Annotated in this window: 17 protein-coding genes; 8 read left to right on the top strand and 9 right to left on the bottom strand. The window is 62.1% G+C overall.

The features are described 5' to 3' along the window. The coding region (locus CYR32_RS19130; protein ID WP_101826717.1) for a PhzF family phenazine biosynthesis protein at nucleotides 1-806 on the bottom strand (806 nt) is incomplete at its 3' end. A 277-nt stretch (nucleotides 807-1,083) separates the two neighbouring features. Between CYR32_RS19130 and fetA the strand changes: the two genes are divergently transcribed. After that, nucleotides 1,084-1,764, top strand: coding sequence for an iron efflux ABC transporter ATP-binding subunit FetA (gene fetA / locus CYR32_RS19125; RefSeq protein ID WP_101826716.1), 681 nt, complete (start codon nucleotides 1,084-1,086; stop codon nucleotides 1,762-1,764). Next, nucleotides 1,761-2,525, top strand: a complete 765-nt coding sequence (fetB, locus tag CYR32_RS19120; protein WP_101826715.1) for an iron efflux ABC transporter permease subunit FetB — start codon at nucleotides 1,761-1,763, stop codon at nucleotides 2,523-2,525. Before fetA ends, fetB begins: the two co-directional genes overlap by 4 nt. Here the strand turns inward: fetB and CYR32_RS19115 are convergent, their stop codons facing one another. After that, nucleotides 2,526-3,098: a pentapeptide repeat-containing protein gene (locus CYR32_RS19115; RefSeq protein WP_165698279.1), complete on the bottom strand. Its 573-nt coding sequence runs from the start codon at nucleotides 3,096-3,098 to the stop codon at nucleotides 2,526-2,528. Nucleotides 3,099-3,233: 135 nt separating this feature from the next. Further along, nucleotides 3,234-3,764: a GyrI-like domain-containing protein gene (locus CYR32_RS19110; RefSeq protein WP_101826713.1), complete on the bottom strand. Its 531-nt coding sequence runs from the start codon at nucleotides 3,762-3,764 to the stop codon at nucleotides 3,234-3,236. A gap of 182 nt (nucleotides 3,765-3,946) precedes the next feature. Between CYR32_RS19110 and cho the strand changes: the two genes are divergently transcribed. Next, nucleotides 3,947-4,807 carry an excinuclease Cho gene (gene cho / locus CYR32_RS19105; protein ID WP_101826712.1) on the top strand — a complete coding sequence of 287 codons (861 nt, stop codon included), beginning with the start codon at nucleotides 3,947-3,949 and terminating at the stop codon, nucleotides 4,805-4,807. A gap of 15 nt (nucleotides 4,808-4,822) precedes the next feature. Here cho and CYR32_RS19100 read toward each other — a convergent pair whose 3' ends face one another. Beyond that, nucleotides 4,823-5,464 carry a DUF1028 domain-containing protein gene (locus CYR32_RS19100; RefSeq protein ID WP_101826711.1) on the bottom strand — a complete coding sequence of 214 codons (642 nt, stop codon included), beginning with the start codon at nucleotides 5,462-5,464 and terminating at the stop codon, nucleotides 4,823-4,825. A gap of 595 nt (nucleotides 5,465-6,059) precedes the next feature. Between CYR32_RS19100 and CYR32_RS19095 the strand changes: the two genes are divergently transcribed. After that, nucleotides 6,060-6,839: a FadR/GntR family transcriptional regulator gene (locus CYR32_RS19095; protein ID WP_101826710.1), complete on the top strand. Its 780-nt coding sequence runs from the start codon at nucleotides 6,060-6,062 to the stop codon at nucleotides 6,837-6,839. Between the two features lie 304 nt (nucleotides 6,840-7,143). Then, a complete protein-coding gene (locus CYR32_RS19090; RefSeq protein WP_101826709.1) occupies nucleotides 7,144-8,007 on the top strand; it encodes a serine hydrolase in 864 nt (287 codons plus the stop codon). Between the two features lie 15 nt (nucleotides 8,008-8,022). Here CYR32_RS19090 and apbE read toward each other — a convergent pair whose 3' ends face one another. Then, nucleotides 8,023-9,078 (bottom strand): FAD:protein FMN transferase ApbE, encoded by a 1,056-nt coding sequence (apbE, locus tag CYR32_RS19085; RefSeq protein WP_101826708.1) that lies wholly within the window; start codon nucleotides 9,076-9,078, stop codon nucleotides 8,023-8,025. 113 nt (nucleotides 9,079-9,191) lie between these two features. Continuing rightward, nucleotides 9,192-9,761: a DNA endonuclease SmrA gene (gene smrA / locus CYR32_RS19080; protein WP_101826707.1), complete on the bottom strand. Its 570-nt coding sequence runs from the start codon at nucleotides 9,759-9,761 to the stop codon at nucleotides 9,192-9,194. A gap of 115 nt (nucleotides 9,762-9,876) precedes the next feature. Here smrA and CYR32_RS19075 point away from each other — a divergent pair, with 115 nt between their 5' ends. The 3 genes from CYR32_RS19075 (at nucleotide 9,877) to CYR32_RS19065 (ending at nucleotide 13,077) form a co-directional block, all read left to right on the top strand. After that, nucleotides 9,877-10,605 carry an extensin-like domain-containing protein gene (locus tag CYR32_RS19075; RefSeq protein ID WP_101826706.1) on the top strand — a complete coding sequence of 243 codons (729 nt, stop codon included), beginning with the start codon at nucleotides 9,877-9,879 and terminating at the stop codon, nucleotides 10,603-10,605. A 277-nt stretch (nucleotides 10,606-10,882) separates the two neighbouring features. Then, the gene (locus tag CYR32_RS19070) at nucleotides 10,883-11,707 is read left to right on the top strand and encodes a mannosyl-3-phosphoglycerate phosphatase-related protein (protein WP_101826705.1); all 825 of its coding nucleotides are present in this window, start codon (nucleotides 10,883-10,885) and stop codon (nucleotides 11,705-11,707) included. Between the two features lie 149 nt (nucleotides 11,708-11,856). Continuing rightward, a complete protein-coding gene (locus CYR32_RS19065) occupies nucleotides 11,857-13,077 on the top strand; it encodes a glycosyltransferase family protein (protein WP_072929785.1) in 1,221 nt (406 codons plus the stop codon). Nucleotides 13,078-13,171: 94 nt separating this feature from the next. Here the strand turns inward: CYR32_RS19065 and araC are convergent, their stop codons facing one another. The 3 genes from araC to CYR32_RS19050 all read right to left on the bottom strand — a co-directional run bounded on the left by araC (nucleotide 13,172) and on the right by CYR32_RS19050 (nucleotide 17,372). After that, the gene (gene araC / locus CYR32_RS19060; RefSeq protein WP_101826704.1) at nucleotides 13,172-14,059 is read right to left on the bottom strand and encodes an arabinose operon transcriptional regulator AraC; all 888 of its coding nucleotides are present in this window, start codon (nucleotides 14,057-14,059) and stop codon (nucleotides 13,172-13,174) included. Nucleotides 14,060-14,085: 26 nt separating this feature from the next. Then, the gene (locus CYR32_RS19055; RefSeq protein ID WP_101826703.1) at nucleotides 14,086-16,083 is read right to left on the bottom strand and encodes a beta-galactosidase; all 1,998 of its coding nucleotides are present in this window, start codon (nucleotides 16,081-16,083) and stop codon (nucleotides 14,086-14,088) included. A 65-nt stretch (nucleotides 16,084-16,148) separates the two neighbouring features. Continuing rightward, on the bottom strand, nucleotides 16,149-17,372 hold the full coding sequence (locus CYR32_RS19050; protein ID WP_101826702.1) for an oligosaccharide MFS transporter: 1,224 nt from the start codon (nucleotides 17,370-17,372) through the stop codon (nucleotides 16,149-16,151). Between the last annotated feature and the right edge of the window lie 15 nt (nucleotides 17,373-17,387).

Genomic DNA, 17,387 nt, shown 5'->3' with positions numbered 1-17,387 from the left:
AGAGAGGAGACGGGTGCTGCCTCCTGCGGCAGGGGCAGCAGCTTATGGCGCACCTGCAACACCTCGCTTTTGATCACCACCCGGTTGCCCAGCAGCTCACAGGTGAACTCCGCGCGCCGTGGGGAGAGCTGCTCCGCCTGCCAGTGGTGGCCGCCTAACCGGGCGGCCCAGAACGGGGCCAGCGCACAGTGCGCCGTCGCGGTGGCGGCGTCCTCACACACCCCGGTGGCGGGGCTGAAGGCGCGCAGCACGTAGCGGCTCGCCTGGTCAGCGGCGGTGACGACCACCAGCGCCGCCGGTAACTGTGCCAGCCGGATAAAATCGGGGTTCAGCGCCGCCACCTGCTGCCGGTTCTCCAGCACCACCACAATATCCCGCCCCTGCCACACCTCCCCCTGGGTGACCCCCAGTGCCGCCAGCACCGGCTCCGCCTCATCACGCAGGCGCAGCCGCCACTGCGGCAGGTCCAGATGCAGCCGCCCCTCCTGCCGCCACACTTCCGCCGTGCCTTTGGGGTGAACAAAGGTAAGGCGGCGCTGCGCGCGGTCAACAAAGTCCATAATCACCGCGGCGGTGGCCAGCACCGCACTGCCGTTGAGCGCGATTTCACGCAAGCCGGTGAAACAGCGGATCTCCCAGGCGGTGCCGCGCGGCACCGCAAAGGCCGTGACCGGCTTCAGCGTCTGCCCGGCCATCAGTTGCAGCGTGCGGGTCGCCAGCCACTCTTCCAGTAAAATAACCCCCAATGGGTTTCCACCCTGCGGCCGGTTACTGAAGGTATTTACTTCATACAGATCCACATCCATATCTCCCCCTTGTACCGGCAACCTCTTTGGATCGTCCGGCCTCCACGATAACAGGCATTTTGAAAGTAACTTTTCCGTAACATCCCCATTATCTATAGATCATTGTGAAAAAAGTGAAAGGAAAATTGCTAGCAATGTGGAATATGTTCCTACACACCCTGGCCCAACGCGCCCTTGCCCTGTGCTGCCCGGCTAGGTGACGGCAGCAAAAACCGCTATGCTGTCGCCTTTTATCGGACGGCACCCCCGGTAACGGGTGCCGGTGACAGGAGTATGTATGCCCGTTCCTCCCGCGCTGATGGCGTTGCGCGATGTCAGCTACCGCCTGAATGACCAGCCCTTGCTTCAGGATCTCTCGTTTTCTCTTGAGCCGGGGGAGCTGGTGATGCTGCGCGGCCCCTCCGGCAGCGGCAAAAGCACGCTGCTGAAGCTGATGGCCCAGATGCTGACGCCCGACAGCGGCCACATCCTGTTCCAGGGGCAGGAGAGCACCGCGATTGACCCGGTGGCCTACCGGCGGCAGGTCTCCTACGGGTTCCAGTCTCCGCAGCTGTTCGGCGAGACCGTGTATGACAATCTGGCGTTCCCTTATCTGATCCGCCATGAGCCGGTGGACGAGGCGAAAATCCGTGACGGGCTGGCACAGGCGGGGCTGCCGGAAGCGCTGCTGATGAAACCGGTTACATCGCTGTCCGGCGGTGAAAAGCAGCGGGTGGCGCTGTTGCGTAACCTGCAATATATGCCGAAAGTGCTGCTGCTCGACGAAGTGACCAGCGCGCTGGATGGGGAGAATAAACAGCGGATCGGCGGGCTTATCCGCCGCGTTTGCCGTCAACACCAGACCGCGGTGCTGTGGGTCAGCCACGATCCGCAGGAAGACCTCCACGCCGGCCGGGTGCTGTGGCTGGAAAACGGGCGCGTCACCGCCCTCGCCCCACACGCGGAGGCACAGCCATGACCCACCCTGCCATTACTGACAGCTCCCTGATGCTGGCGCTTGGCCTGGTGCTGGTGGCGCTGCTGGTCAGCCGCCGCGAAAAACTGGGGCTGGAGAAAGAGATGATCTGGAGCATCAGCCGTGCCGTGGTGCAGCTGGTGCTGGTCGGCTACGTGCTGAAATCGGTGTTCGCGCTGGATAACCTCTGGCTGACGCTGCTGATGGTGCTGTTCATCTGCGTTAACGCTGCGCTGAACGCCCGCAAACGCAGCCGCAATCTGCCCCACGCCTTCGCCATCTCCTTTGCGGCGATTGCGGTCGCTACCGGGCTGACGCTCACGGCGCTCCTCGCCAGCGGTGCCATTGCGTTTCTGCCGATGCAGGTGATCCCAATCACCGGGATGATCGCCGGGAATGCGATGGTGGCGGTGGGCCTCTGCTACACCCAGTTACGCCAGCGCTTCCACGACCAGCAGCAGCAGGTGCTGGAGATGCTGAGCCTGGGCGCTACCCCGCGCCAGGCGGCGCGCGGCCTGCTGCGCGGTAGCATCCGCGCGGCGCTGATCCCGACCGTGGACGCTGCGAAAACCGTGGGGCTGGTGAGCCTGCCGGGGATGATGTCAGGGCTGATTTTTGCCGGGGTCGACCCGGTGATGGCGATCAAGTACCAGATTATGGTGACCTTTATGCTGCTCGCCACGGCCAGTCTGTCGGCGATTATCGCCGGTTACCTGGCCTGCCGCCGCTTCTTCAATGCCCGGCAGCAGCTGGTACTGCCTTGATTAACGGATGGTGAGGCGGTATTTGTGCAGCAGCCCCAGCGCCGCCTCCAGCGGCAGCGAGACGTCGTTGATGGCGTTGCTTTCTGCGTCCAGCACCAGCCCTTCGCTGTCGAGGAAGTTGGCCCCGTTCAGGCAGCAGTGCTCAAAGGTGGTGTGGATGAACTCACTGCCGGTGAAGTTGCTTTTGCGCAGGTCGCAGCGGGTGAACTGGGTGTCGATCAGGTTGCAGTGGGAGAACTCAATCTCCGGCAGGCTGTTGCCGTGGAAGCTGTTGTAGATCAGCTTGCTGCCGGTCATGCAGAAGCTCAGCGGGAAGTTAAGGCTCTCCCACTGGATGCCCAGCACTTTGCAGGCCTGAAACCGCACCGACAGCACCGTCAGGTGCTGGTGCGTGAGGTTACTCAGGCTGCAATTGATAAACTCGCACTGCTCAAAGGCGCAGGAAGCCAGCGACAGCGCGGTGAACTCGCACCCCTCAAAGGTGCACTGGTAGAAGCCCAGCCCGCTGATGCGTTTGTCTTTGATCCGCAGTGCTCTGAAGTGCCGGTTCTCGACCGGCCGGTAGTGGCGCATAAATACGTACCTGTCTGTTGCCGGGATGGGCGGGGGTAATCCGGTATACTGCCGCAGATTCCCCTTTAATCTGCCCGAACCCCGGCAACCAGGCAACCGGGCCGCGCCGGTTTTCAGCATTCTGCCCGGTGGCGACTAACGCCGGTCAGGCGCGGGCTGTACCGCCCCGGACTCCAGCGAGGCGCGCAGGCAGACCGTCTGGTGGATTTCGATGTCGAAATAGTCCGCCTCTGCCCCTTCGTTCAGGTAGCGCTCGTAACAGGCACCGAGGCAGGGGCGGTATTCACTCTCCAGCAGCCGCTGCTCATAGAACTCGCGCCACGCCTTAACGAAATCGGTCTTGAAGACCCGGGTGCGCCACATGGCGTAGATGCCGCCGGGCACCACCTGCTCCGTAACCCGCACATTGCCGCGCGTCATCTGCACTGCCGGCGGCAGCGTCGTGCCCGGCTCCAGGGCGAACGCCACGTCGGCGCGCAGCGACTCCTGCGCCACCGTCAGCGGGTTGTCCCAGTAGAGGGTCATCACATCGCCGCCGGTAATATTGTGCGCCCGCCGCCAGCGTGCCAGCTGGGAAAAACCCAGCGGGATGGTGCGCTCATAGGGGCCGACGACCCGCACGCCATACACGGTCTGGTCCGGCTGTTCCGTAATAATCAGTGACATACTTTCTCCTTACGCTATGGCCTGCGGGGCGCATCGCCCCTACCCTCTGGTTAGGATAGACCATCCGCCGCGCGCCGACGCCCGGCAAAACGGATCTTAATGCAGGACAAATCTTATACAGACTTTCTCATTCGTATCGGTTCTGGTAGGCTGGATATAATTACAGTAACGGAGTGAGTGTTTTGGCTAAGCGTGCTTCTGCCCACCGGCTTGAGTTTGAACCGGCGGCGATTTACCAATACCCCGAGCATCTGCGCGATTCCCTCGACGCCCTGCCGAAGTGCCCCGGCGTCTACGTGTTCCACGGCGACAGCGATGTGATGCCGCTCTATATCGGCAAAAGCGTCAACATCCGCAGCCGGGTGCTCTCCCACCTGCGCACAGTGGAGGAGGCGCGGATGCTGCGCCAGTCGCGCCATATCACCTTTATCCCGACCGCCGGGGAAGTGGGCGCGCTGCTGCTGGAAGCCCAGATGATCAAGCAGCAGCAGCCGCTGCACAACAAGCGGTTGCGCCATAACCGCCAGCTCTGTTCATTGCAGGTGCTCAACGGCAAACCCACGGTGGTGTATGCCAAAGAGATCGACTTCTCCCATGCGCCGGGGCTGTATGGGCTTTACTCCAGCCGCCGGGCCGCCCAGCAGACGCTGCTGACCCTGGCCGATAACCACCAGCTCTGCCACGGGCTGCTGGGGCTGGAGGCGACCCGCGCCGGGCGTGCCTGTTTCCGCGCCAGCCTGGGGCGCTGCGCCGGGGCCTGCTGCGGCAAAGAGACGGTGGAGGCGCATAACCAGCGGCTGCTGGATGCGCTGGCATCGGTGCAGGTGGTCTGCTGGCCCTACCCCGGCAAAATCGCCCTGGTGGAGGAGCGGCCGGGCATGAAGCAGTACCACATCATCCATAACTGGTTCTATCTGGGGTCGGTGGAGGATCTGGCTGACGCGCCGCGCCTGAAGGCCACGGCCAAAAGCTTTGACAGCGACGGCTACAAAATCCTCTGTGGGCCGATTATCCGCGGCAAGCTGCCGGTTATCCCGCTCTGACCTGACGGGGGCGGGTCAGCGTGCCGGCAGGCGGCGCAGGTACGCCGCATGGGGCGCGGCCTGCACCTGTTTCAGCGCCGCTTTCAGGGTCACCAGCGGGGTGTCGCACCAGTCCACCCGCACATCGACGTCAGGGTAGCGGCGCTCGCCGTAGACCCGCAGCGCGGCGGACTTCACCCCGCGCACATCGCCGCCGCTGTGCTCGCCTGCCAGCAGGGCCAGCAGCAGCCGTTTCGCCAGCGGCTTGCCCTGCGATTTCAGCCAGCTGTTCATCATCGACTGCAATACCCCGCGCCCGGCCAGGAAACTGCCGGCGATCGCCACCTGATCGGCCTGCAAATGCCCGGCATAGCCTTCACAGCCGGCCCCTGTCCAGGCAGCGGTGCGCCCGAAACGGTCTATCACAATCAGCTGCCGCTCTGCCCGCGCCTTGTCTGCGCAGAGCAACCGCTCCAGCGTGCAGGCGGCATTCACGCCCGACCCGAGCTGCGCCAGCCCCTGGGTGCCGTACAGCGGGTTAGGCAACCCCTGGCTGGCGAGTACCCCCACCTGTGAAAAACCGTGCGGCACCAGTGCGCCAATCGCCGGCTGGCCGGCGGCCACGGCAATACCGAGTTCACCGTGGGTGTCGTCTCTTGCCACAATAGAAAATGTCATGCGCTCCTGCTCTTTTAAAGGCTGCCTCCCCGGCGGCCCGGTCTATACTCCAGGGTGCGGTTATAGTGACCACACCCGCCAGAGTGGGAACGTTCCCTGCGGAAAACCTATTTATATATATAAATATCATTAAGTTAGTTTGTTAGCAAAACCTTAATTTTATGTATGTTTATTGTGCGTTTATTCACATTTTCGTGTTAAACATGCACCAGAAAGCTAAGTATTGTCATAAAAATAATGCATGATGCTAATCATCACATAGCGTCAATATGTAAACGTATACATACTGGCCGGGCTACTGCATCAACGCTGGAAAACGTGCCGGAAAGCTGCCGCTGTTCCGCTTCTCCCCCGCTGGATGCCATGCCCTTTCACCAGGTGATGTCCTGACATTGCTGTGGCGAACGCCCCTTCTCAGGTGACTCATACCGTTCTCTTTCTGAGGCGGTATTAAGAGGTATAACGCGAAAGGCCCCAAGGCACCTCTGTGTGCCTCAGGAGAGTGATGTTTCCGTAAACCGGAAAACCAACACGCCCGGTGCCCCCGGGCAGAGTCGGCCCCTGCTGCGGCACGGGTTTTCTTAAGGGAAATGTGATGACTGAACAACGCGACAAACCAGATATGGCGCGCCGTAAACGCACTGATGAGATTGCCGATGCAATCAAAGAGAACATCATTGAGCAAAACCTCGGGCCGGGCGACCGCCTGCCGCAGGAGAAAGATCTGATTAACCAGTTCTCCGCCGGTAAAAGCACGGTACGCGAGGCGCTGAAATCCCTGGAGGTTCAGGGGCTGATCCGTACCCGCACCGGCCCCGGCGGCGGCGCGTTTATTGAAACCATGTCCGAATCCCGTGCCATGAGCCTGCTTTCCAACTACCTGTTCGGCAAAAACGTCTCCATCGCGGACATCTACACCCTGCGCAAGGCGCTGGAGCCGCTGGTGGCGTCCAGTGCCGTCGGCCGGGTTGATGAGGCGGGGTTCGTGAGGCTGCATGAGCTGATCGCGGTATATGACCATGAACCGGCCGACGATGACGAACGCTGGCGGCAGCGCATGGCGGAGCTGGATTTCCATTCGCTGGTGGCCAGCTACTCCGACAACAGCCTGCTGGCGTTTGTCTGCCGCTTTCTGCAACGGCTGCTGAAAGAGCTGGCGATCTGCAAAGACATCTACCTGCTCTCCCGGCCGGTAGAGCGTCGCCAGGGCATTGAATGGCAACAGCAATTAATTACAGCATTGCGGGCAAAAGACGGCCCACTGGTATACCGGATTACTTTAGAGCATATGCAGCATGCCGAGCAGGCGATGCTGGCCCTGCAAGCCACGCTGGCCAGCCAGTTTTTACATGACAATCAGGAGAGCCGCAGGTAGCAAGGCCACTGTGTGATGCTATTTAGCGTAGTTACGCTGTTACCGGGGTAATGTGCATATAGCGGTGACCGCAGTCAGGGCAATCTTTGTCGCTCCGCGCCGCTATATACACCAGCGCGCTGCCCGCCCCCCGGCTTGAAAAATTTATACATAATCGCTTACCGGCAGTGAACAGGAATGCCCCCTGCATCCACTTTTTCTCCATAATTCCCCCTCAGACTGTCCCGCACCTTGTTGAGCCTTTGATTTGCTTTATGAATTAGCGCCTTACCGCTGATGCTGACCTGATGGTGACTGTTTCCCCATGTATGTTTCCTCCTGTTTTACCGCTTTTACCGCCCGGCTGTGCCGCCCTTTCCCTGCCCGGTTCGCCCTGCTCCCGCTGATGCTGTTCCTGCTCTGGCCGCCCGCCCCGGCGGAGGCGGCGCGCAAGCCCCGGCTGCAATCGCGATCGGTCTATGTGATCAACGCCGTCAATGGCCGGGTGCTCTACAGCAAAAACAGCGCCCGCGCCTACCCGCTGGCCTCGTTAACCAAGCTGATGACGGCGATGGTGGTGCTGGAGGGCAAGCGCCCGCTCGCCAACCGCATTGTGGTCAAGCCCGCTGACCGCGACCTGCTGAAGAAGACCCACTCGCGCCTGACGGTCGGGTCGGCGTTATCCCGCCGTGACATGCTGCACATCGCGCTGATGTCCTCTGAGAACCGCGCCGCCGCCGCCCTGAGCCGCTATGCGCCGGGCGGGCGGCCCGGTTTCCTGCGCCAGATGAACCGCAAGGCACACCGGCTTGGGATGCGGCACAGCCATTTCGTTGATCCGACCGGCCTGTCGCCGCACAACGTCGCCTCCGCGCAGGATGTGGCAAAAATGGCGCGCGCCGCCTGGCACTTCCCGCTGATCCGCCGCTTCTCCACCGACAAGGGCGAGGTGGTCTACCCCGGCCACGGGCGGCTGGTCTACCACAGCTCCAACGGCCTGATCCACAACCGCCACTGGCGCATTCAGCTGCAAAAAACCGGCTTCACCAATGAGGCGGGCCACTGCATGGTGGTGCGCACGCTGATCCACGGCCGCCCGGTGCTGATGGTGATCATGGGCGGCAAAAACCGTTATGCGCACTACAGTGACGCGCTGACGCTGAAAAACTGGCTGGCGCGCCACCGGTAGCGCGCCGGGGGGAGGTTACTTCGCTTCGCTGACCAGGAAGGCCTTAAACTGCGGGGACATATAGTGGGTGAAGTGGTCGCCCTCACGGGTGATCAGGTATACCGCCAGCTGCTGCTGTTCCGCCAGCGCCCGCGCCTTGGCGGTGCCGAGCACCATCAGCCCGGTGTCCCAGGTGTCCGCCAGGGTGGCCGTCGGGGCGATCACCGTGGCCGACACCAGTTTATGGGTGATCGGCCGCCCGGTGGCCGGGTCGATGACGTGGGAGAGGCGTTTGCCGTCCAGTTCGTAGTAGTTGCGGTAGCTGCCGGAGGTGCTGATGCCGTGGCCCTGCAAGTCTACAATCGCCTGCACGGCGTTCTCCCGGTCAGTGGGTTTCTGGATCGCCACCTGCCAGGGGCGGCCCTGCGGGTTATGCCCGCGTGACAGCACTGCGCCGCCCACCGACACCAGATAGTTGCTGATGCCGTGCTGCTCCATCAGCCGCGCCAGATGGTCGGTGGCGTAGCCCTCGCCCACGGTGGAGAGATCCACATACAGCCCCGGCAGATCCTTTTGCAGCCACTGGCCGTCGGCCCGCGCGGTCACCGTCAGGTGTGAAAGCCCCACCTTCTGCCGGGCGGCCGCAATCTGCGCCGCGTCCGGCGTCGCCACCGGCTGCTTATCCGGCCCGAACCCCCACAAATTCACCAGCGGCCCGACGGTGATGTCCATCGCACCCTGCGTCAGGGTGCCGACGCGCAACGCCGTGACCACCACATCTGCCATGTCCGCGCTGATGGGCTGCGGTTCACTGCCCTGGTAACGGTTAAAACGTGACAGCACCGAGTCAGGCTTGTAGGTGGAGATCTCCTGGTCATCCCGGTTCAGCACCGCCAGGATGTCGCGCGCCAGCGCCGGGCGCGCTGCCTGATCCACGCCCGCCACACTGACGCGGTAGAGGGTGCCCATGATTTTGCCCTCAATCACCATGCCGGGGTCGTCAGGCGGGCTGTCACAGCCGGCCAGCATCAGCGCCCCGGCCAGCAGGCCCAGGGTGCGCGGGGAGAAGGGAAAGGAGAGGTGGAATGGCATAAGGTTCTGTCCGGTAAAAAATTCAGGCGCTGATTTCAGCAAATCACACCGGCAATTGCAGCAACCCCGCCTCAACAACATGAAAAAAACCGGCCTGCGGGCCGGTTTTATGGTCAGCGGCTGTGTTTGGCGTGCCGCTCCCAGTTCTGCTGCTTGGCCTGTGCGGACTTTTTCAGCACCACATAGCAGGCCCCCGCGCCGCCATCCTGTTGCAGCGCCTCGCAGTACGCCTGCACCTCATCAAGCTGTTGCAGCCATTTGGCCACATAACTGCGGACGATATTGGCGTGGCTGTTGTCGTCACGCCCGCGGCCGTGGACGATAAGCAGCGTGCGCCACTGGTTCTCCTGCGCGTTGAGGTAAAACTCAAACAGCAGTTTGCGGCACTCGGCCACTGGTTTGCGGATCAGGTTCAGGCTCGCCTGCGGCGGGTATTTGCCCTTGCGCAGCTTGTCCAGCACCCCCTGCTGCACGCCGGGGTCTTTGTAGGCCAGCGGCTCATCCAGCGCGACGATCTCCAGAAACCCCTGGGTCAGCGGGTTGTCCAGCGCCTTGAGCCGCGCCTCTTCCTCCGCACGGCGCTCGGCCGGGGTGCTGCTTTTGAGGTAAACCACACTGCGTTTCTCTGACAGCGGCGTCACCCCCGCCATCTCCTGACTGAACAGGTCTTCTTCATCACTCATTCTGGTTTCCTCCTGTGGCTTAGTGTAGCCGTGATGTTGCCCGCAGGAAACCGGCAGGCCGCCCGCGGGCGCGACCACCTATACTCAACACAGGGTCACCACAGGGAGCAGAACAATGGGACGCAAAACATGGGTCGCCGCGGTGGCGGTATTGGCGGCGGCAGCCGTGGCGGTGCCGCGGCTCTATCCGGGGTGGAAGCCGTGGCTGATGGCGCAGATCCCGCCCGGCTACAACCCCTTTACGCCGCTGACGGTCGACGACCCGCCCACCTTTATTACCCGCTTTAAGCTGCGTGCGGTGCAGAATGACCCGGAAGCCTGTCTCCGGGTGCTGGCGCAGGCGCGCGACCGCGGCCGCATCAGCTTTACCCGCCCCGCGCCGATGGGCGGCAAGTGCCCGCTGCCGTCGCCGGTGCGCGTCACCCGCTTCGGTGACGTGGCGTTGAGCAGCAGCTTTCTCGCCAGTTGCCCGCTGGCGCTCAGCAGCGCGATGTTTGTCAGCCAGGCGGCCGCCCCGCAGGCCACGCAACAGCTCGGCAGCCGCCTGACGCGCATCGACCACCTCGGCAGCTACGCCTGCCGCAACATCTACCACCGGGAAAATGCGCGCCTCAGCGAACATGCCACTGCCGAGGCGCTGGACGTCGCCGCTTTCCGCCTGGCGGACGGCCGCACGTTAAGCGTGCTGAAGCAGTGGCCGCAGGCCACCCCGGCGGCGGATTACCTGCACCAGGTGTTCAGCCAGAGCTGCCGGTTCTTCGGCAATGCCCTGGGGCCGGACTACAACGCCGCCCACGCCAACCACTTCCACCTCGGGATGCGCGGCTTCGGCGTCTGCCGTTGAACGGCTGCCCGATCGCTCCGGCCGGGGTGATTTATCCGCCCCGTCGGGGTTATGGCAAAAGGATGCGCTGGCTGGTGCCGGAAACCGCCCTGATAACATTCAGAATTTGTCTGTATACAGACGAACCATTGCCTGTCTGAATAGCGTATATACTTTTAACAGGCCACTGGCAGACCGGTAACAGGAGAGTGCCGCAGAACGGCGCCTTGCGCCCTGCCGGCGGCACGCAGAGAGATCGGCTGAGCGCGCGATCTGTACCATGATTTGGGGAACGACAATGCCGTATCTGGATAATTCACTGCTTATTTTTACCGATTTGGACGGCTCCCTGCTGGATCACGACGATTACAGCTGGAAGCCTGCGCAAGGCTGGCTGACCCGGCTGGCGGAGCATCAGGTGCCGGTGGTGATCACCACCAGCAAGACCGCGGCGGAAGTCACGGCGCTGCAACAGGCGCTGAACCTCACCGATGTGCCCTTTATCGCGGAGAACGGCGCGGTGATCGCCCTGCCGGAGAGCTGGGGTGACCACCTCGCCTGGCCGCGCAAAGTGTTCGGCGCGGAGTATGGCGAAATCCGAAAAATCATCGATGCCCTGCGGCTGCGCTATGATTTTGAGTGCCGTGGGTTTGGCGACGTCGACGCCGCCCAGGTGGCGGACTGGACCGGGCTGCAGCCGGACGAGGCGCGGCTGGCGATGGCGCGTGAAGGCTCCGAGCCGCTGGTGTGGTTCGGTGACGAGCGTGACCTGAAACGGTTTGAGGGCTACCTCAACCAGGAGGGGCTGATGCTGACCCGCGGCGGCCGCTTCTGGCATGTGATGGGCGCGGGCGTCAGCAAAGGCCAGGCGGTGCAGTGGCTGGCCGGGGAGTACCGCCGCCTGCGCGGCCACCCGATGGTGACCATCGGGCTGGGCGACGGGCCGAACGACCTCTCAATGCTGGAGGCGGTGGACCACGCGGTGGTGATCCGCGGGCACCATGACCAGCCGATGCCGCTGGCCAACGAGCAACATGACCGGGTTTTCCGCACTACGCTCTATGGCCCGCAGGGCTGGAAGCAGGGGCTGGACCATTTTATTCACAAAAGCGGGCAGGCCTGAGGGCGTAACTGCCTTTCCGGGGCTACGCTGTTCTGTTCAGGCGGGCTTTTTCAGGCGATGCGTTTTGGGTAACGGACTACCGGCACCGCGGGTGCCACGCGCTGCCCGCCGATCCCAATACATCTATTTATTCTAAAAGTGGAGAGTTTATGAGCGATTTTTATCAGGACGGTGTGATTACCAACTTCCATAACTTTTCCCGCCGCAAGCTGGAGGAGCTGGAGTATGACCTGCAGGTCTTCTCAGGCCGCCGTTCTATGGGGCTGATCCTGCCTTCCCTGTTCTCTGAGCTGGAAGGCCCGGCGCTGACGCACATCGTGGATGAGCTGTGCAAGGTGAACTACCTCGAAGAGATCGTTATCGGCCTGGATCGCGCTGACCGCGATCAGTTCCTGTTTGCCCGTGAGTTTTTCAGCCGGTTGCCGCAGCGCCACCGCATTTTGTGGAATGACGGCCCGCGCCTGAAAGCGCTGGACGAAGAGCTGGCCAAAGAGGGCCTCTCGCCGCAGGAGCCGGGCAAAGGCCGTAACGTCTGGTTCTGCGTGGGTTACACCCTCGCCTCGCGCCGTACCACCGCCGTGGGCCTGCACGATTGTGACATTGTCACCTATAACCGTGAGATGCTGGCGCGCATGATGTACCCGATCGCCAACCCGAACTTCCATTACGACTTCTGTAAGGGCTACTACGCCCGCGTGGCGAACGGCAAACTCAACGGCCGCGTGGGCCGCCTGCTGGTCTACCCGCTGCTGAAATCCCTGGAGCGCGTCTATGGCCGCTCCGATTTCCTGGAGTACCTGCGCAGCTACCGCTACCCGCTCTCCGGCGAGTTCGCCATGCGCACCCATGTGCTGAATGACCTGCGCATCCCGAGCGACTGGGGCCTGGAGATCGGCGTGTTGTCTGAGCTGCACCGCACCACCTCCACCAAGCGCATCTGCCAGGTGGACATCGCCGACAACTACGACCACAAGCACCAGCCGATGTCAGAAGATGACGCCACCGCCGGCCTGCAACGCATGAGCATCGACATCACTAAGGCGCTCTACCGCAAACTGGCGATCCTGGGCGTGCCGATCACCAGCGAATCGTTCCGCGTACTGCGCGCCACCTACTACCGCACCGCGCTGGATATGATCGATGACTTCGACCACGACGCGCGCATGAACGGCCTGACCTTCGACCGCCACAGTGAAGAGTCTGCGGTGGAGATGTTCTCCAACGCCATCATGGAAGCGGGTGCCGCCTTCACGGACACGCCGAGCGAGAAGCCGTTTATCCCGAGCTGGAGCCGCATCCAGTCCGCCTTCCCAGACATGCTGGAGCGCATCTACGACGCGGTGGAAAAAGACAACGCGGGTGACGTGTAGGCCATCAGCCTGCCCGCCTTAAACGGCGGCGCGTGATACCAGACGCGTAAACAGAAATGCCGGTCAGGCTGCTGACCGGCATTTTTTATGGGCGTCAGGCGCTGCGCACCTGGATACTCTCATCAAACTGCTGGCGGTACTGGGTCGGGCTGAGCGCCACATGCTTGCGGAAAAGGCGGGAGAAGTAGAGCTGGTCTTCATAGCCCACCATCCGGGCGATGGTGGCAATCGGTAACTGGCTGATTTGCAGCAGGCTCTTGGCGCGGCTGACCCGCTGCGCCTCGCGCCAGCAGAGGATAGTGGTATTCAGCTCCTGCCGGAACAGGTGCGCCAGCCGCGACGGTGACAGGTAAACCCGCTGCGCCAGCGCCTCAATTTTCACCTCCTGGTCGAGGTTTTCATTCAGGTACTGGCAAATTGCGGCGATGCGCGGGTCACAGGCGGGCACCGGCTGCGCCGGCAGCAGTTGCTGGCAGCGCAGAATCAGCTTCTCCAGCGCATTCATCGCCAGCGCCTCGGAGAGGTGGCCGCCGCTGTCGCTGAAGGTCAGGATCTCCTGGAACAGTGCCATCACCTCCGCCGCGGCCTGCGCCCCCGGCAGCCGCAGCCGCTTCACCCCCTGGCCGGGCTGGTTCCAGTCCAGCCAGTCGATCCAGTAGGGGCGCGGGCGGAAATAGACCCACACATGGTCCCAGCTGTCACTGTCGGCGGCGCGCCGGTAGTGGTGCGGCGCACCGGGCGGGAACAGCAACATGTCACCCGGCAGGCAGTGCTCCCGCATGCCGTGCGTCTCCACATCGCCTTTGCCGGTCAGCGTCAGGTTCAGGATATAGCCCTTCATGCCCTTGGGGCGGTTGATGAGATCATCCAGGACGCTGCCGGTGGTGATCGGGGTAAAGCCCGCCACCAGATAGGCGTGAAAACTGAAATTTTTCATCAGCGGTGAATGGCGCAGGAAATTAAACGCCCCCGGGTTCTCCATCTGCCCTGTTCCCTTCTGTTATCGGTTTATGGTTGAGAGACAACGATCGCCACGCCCCACGGCGGCAGATCCCAGTTGCCGCCCACGTCGTGCCCGGTGAGCAGGTCGCGCCCGGTGACGCCGGTGACCGCCTGCGGCTCGCCGGAGAAGTTCAGGCAGTAGCGCACCCGCTCCCCGGCCGGGTTGAGGCCGCCGCGCACCACCAGCGGGAACCCCTGCGCCGACTGCCGGGAGCAGAGCGCTTCCCCGCCCAGCCGCCGCACCAGGGTTTTGATCAGGTCGCCGTGCGGCAGGCAGCCCACATAGATCGCGGTGCCGCGGCCGTAGCGGTTCTCTGTCACCGCCGCATAGCTGCCCCATTCCGGGTGGTCGTAGTACGCCAGCACGTCCGCCCCTTCCGGCGTCAGCAGCTCCATCCACATCTCCGCCTGTGTGGCACTGCCCGCCAATGGCAACGCCGCGCCGCGCAGGGCCGCACCATCGGGCAGGACAAACTGGCTGTAACGGACGCCGCAGCAGCGGCTGAGAATGCCCGGCTGCACGCAGGTGCGCACTTTGACATGCTCATCACTGAACCCGGAGCGGAAGCCGATCAACGCCTTGCCGCCCGCCTCCACGTAGGCGTTGATGCGGTGCAGCAGCGCGTCTTCGGCCGCATAAAGCGCCGGGATCAGAATCAATTTATACCGGGCGCTCGAGTCATTCACGTCATTGATAATATCAACGGAGATATTCTCTTCATACAGGGCATCATAGAAGCGCCGCACCACATCGTTGTAGGCGTTGCCTTCGGTGCCCTGGGGTTTGAAGGCGTTGAAGGCGTCCATCGCCTCGTTGCTGACCAGTATCGCCACGTCATTGGTGACGCGCAGATCTGCAAGGTGCGGGGCCAGCCGCCGGAAATCCGCGCCAATCGTCGCCGCTTCGCGGTAGGTTGGGTTGGCAGCGAAATCGTGGCTGAGCAGCCCTTTCCAGTAGGTTTCAAACGAGTTGTGGATCGAGTGCCAGTGCCAGTAGGAGACCATGACGGCCCCGGAGGCCAGGTGGCTGAAGGCCTGCAGGCGCAGCTGGCCGGGGAACGGCGTCCACTGCGCGAAGCCCTGCGCCTGGGTCTCCATCACAAAATAGTTGCCGCCGCCTTTCATGCCGCGCGCCATGTCGCCGCCGAAGGCGATCTCCTTGCCGGTCAGGTGGCGCTGGGAGGGGTGGTAAATATCGACGCTGGCGATGGTCATCGCCCGGGCGGCAGCAAAGTGGTCGACCCGCGGCTGCACGCCGTAGGAGTAGCCGCGCCACTCGAAATCGAAATTCTGGGTGACGAACTGGTCCGGGCGGCGCACCTCGTTGACCAGCGCGGCCTGCCACGCCAGATACTCCGTGACGCAGCGGCGCTGGAAGCGGGAAAAGGCACAGGCCAGGCTGGCGTTGATGGTCGATTCCGGCGGCGGGAAATCCTGCCAGTCGTCGATGCGGTTGCTCCAGTAGTCCAGCCCCCAGGCGCGGTTCATGGCGTCAGTGTCGCCGAAAGTCTCCTGCATATGGCGGATAAACTTCTCGCGCATCACCGGCCCGCAGTTATCGTAGTGCTTGGTTTCGTTGTCCACCTGGTAGCCGATGATCGCCGGGTGGTCTTTCACATGCGCCAGCAGCGTACGGATGATGATTTCAGCATGGCGCAGGAAATCGGGGTTAACGATGTCCATGATCTGCCGCCGCCCATACTTCTGCTGCCCTTCCGGGGTGGTCACCATGATGCCGGGGTATTTGCGCGCCAGCCAGGCCGGGATGGCGTAGGTCGGGGTGCCGATGATGACTGCGATCCCCGCCGCGTGCATGGCATCCAGCACCCGGTCAATATGGAAAAAATGATACTCCCCCTCGCGCGGCTCCAGCGTGCTCCAGGTGGATTCCGCAATCCGCACCACATTGATATTGGCTTCACGCATCATGGCGATATCCTGCGCCAGCCGGTCGGCGGGCATATATTCATCATAATAGGCGACGCCGTAATAGAGTTTGCTCATGGTGACTTCTCCCTGTTAGCAATAATAAAGTAAGCAGACAACGCGATATTTACCGGGCAACCCCACTACCCGGAGACCATATTCCTGACCACCGGCTGCCGCATGGACGATAAGGTCACGCAGGAGATCAGGGTAAAGCCCAGGGCAATCACGCCGAGGATAATATAGGTGTCGCGGAAATCGAGGGTGCTGTACATTTTCCCAATCACGCTGGAGAGGAATATTTCACTGAAGCGCTTGGAAAACTGGAAACCAATTAAATAGACGGTGGCGGAAACGGCGGCATTAAAATTGGCACCGATATATTTCAGCCCGGCCACCAGGAAAACGGAGCTTTCAAAGCCGTGCAGCATTTTCACGGCGCTGATGCTCACCGGGCCGACCGCGTAGGCGGAGCCGACAATCCGCAGGCTCATGATCAGGCCGCAATAGATCAGCGCATTTTTCGGGCCGATTTTATTCACAAACCAGGGGGCAAAGAACATGACCACGGCATCAAGGAAGATCTGCGCGGTATAGAGGTAGCCGAATACCGCGGCCCCCTCGGCCTTGGTGGCAAAGAACCGGCTGTAGTAGATGGCGAACTGCTGGTCGTAGGTTTCATACACCGCCCCCACGCCCACCATATAGAGGGCGAAGAACCAGAAGCGGCGCATTTTCAACAGCTCAGCCACGTCGGCCAGGGTGATTTTGCGCGCCTCGCCGCCCGGCCCCGCCAGGGCACCGGGCGCTTCCGGGCGGGTCAGCCAGACCACCGCCAGCAGCGCGAGCCCTGCCAGTGACGCCATCCAGAAGATGTAATCCTGGTTGATGCCGTACAGCTCACCGGCCATAAAGGTGCCGAACGCCGCCCCCAGGCCGCCGAACATCCGGGCGCGGCCAAATTCAAACCCGCTCATCCGGCTGACTTTATCAATATAGGCTTCGCAGACACCGCACCCGGCACCAAACGCAAACCCGATATAAATACCGCCCGCCAGCGCGCCCAGGAAAACGTTATATTTCATCAGCGGGGCAAACACCAAAATCCAGTAAGGCGCAAACAGCACCATAATAATGGCGAGCATCCACATTAAATTTTTGCGGAAACGCAAACGGTCAGAAACAAAACCAAACAGCGGCTGAATACAGACCGACACCACGGCCGTAAATGAGTAAACCAGCCCGACATCGCTGTAATCCACGCCGAGGGTGTCGGTCAGCCATAAGGATAAATAGGGATAACAGGCACCCCAGCAAATAAAGAAGAAGAAAAAGAACAGACAACTCATAAGGTAATTTCTATTCATCAAAGGATGTGTGCT

The sequence above is a fragment of the Chimaeribacter coloradensis genome (genome assembly GCF_002858715.1).
Lineage (GTDB): Bacteria > Pseudomonadota > Gammaproteobacteria > Enterobacterales > Enterobacteriaceae > Chimaeribacter > Chimaeribacter coloradensis.
The sequence above is the reverse complement of the archived record's forward strand: the minus strand, read 5'-3'. Positions and strand labels throughout refer to the sequence as shown.

Coding starts and splice junctions, on each gene's coding strand:
- smrA (WP_101826707.1), bottom strand. CDS start 9,761: ATGAGTGATGAAGAAGACCTGTTCAGTCAGGAGATGGCGGGGGTGACG.
- apbE (WP_101826708.1), bottom strand. CDS start 9,078: ATGCCATTCCACCTCTCCTTTCCCTTCTCCCCGCGCACCCTGGGCCTG.
- CYR32_RS19110 (WP_101826713.1), bottom strand. CDS start 3,764: ATGTCACTGATTATTACGGAACAGCCGGACCAGACCGTGTATGGCGTG.
- fetB (WP_101826715.1), top strand. CDS start 1,761: ATGACCCACCCTGCCATTACTGACAGCTCCCTGATGCTGGCGCTTGGC.
- CYR32_RS19070 (WP_101826705.1), top strand. CDS start 10,883: ATGCCGTATCTGGATAATTCACTGCTTATTTTTACCGATTTGGACGGC.
- CYR32_RS19050 (WP_101826702.1), bottom strand. CDS start 17,372: ATGAATAGAAATTACCTTATGAGTTGTCTGTTCTTTTTCTTCTTCTTT.
- CYR32_RS19055 (WP_101826703.1), bottom strand. CDS start 16,083: ATGAGCAAACTCTATTACGGCGTCGCCTATTATGATGAATATATGCCC.
- CYR32_RS19075 (WP_101826706.1), top strand. CDS start 9,877: ATGGGACGCAAAACATGGGTCGCCGCGGTGGCGGTATTGGCGGCGGCA.
- CYR32_RS19115 (WP_165698279.1), bottom strand. CDS start 3,098: ATGCGCCACTACCGGCCGGTCGAGAACCGGCACTTCAGAGCACTGCGG.
- CYR32_RS19090 (WP_101826709.1), top strand. CDS start 7,144: ATGTATGTTTCCTCCTGTTTTACCGCTTTTACCGCCCGGCTGTGCCGC.
- araC (WP_101826704.1), bottom strand. CDS start 14,059: ATGGAGAACCCGGGGGCGTTTAATTTCCTGCGCCATTCACCGCTGATG.
- CYR32_RS19095 (WP_101826710.1), top strand. CDS start 6,060: ATGACTGAACAACGCGACAAACCAGATATGGCGCGCCGTAAACGCACT.
- fetA (WP_101826716.1), top strand. CDS start 1,084: ATGCCCGTTCCTCCCGCGCTGATGGCGTTGCGCGATGTCAGCTACCGC.
- CYR32_RS19100 (WP_101826711.1), bottom strand. CDS start 5,464: ATGACATTTTCTATTGTGGCAAGAGACGACACCCACGGTGAACTCGGT.
- CYR32_RS19065 (WP_072929785.1), top strand. CDS start 11,857: ATGAGCGATTTTTATCAGGACGGTGTGATTACCAACTTCCATAACTTT.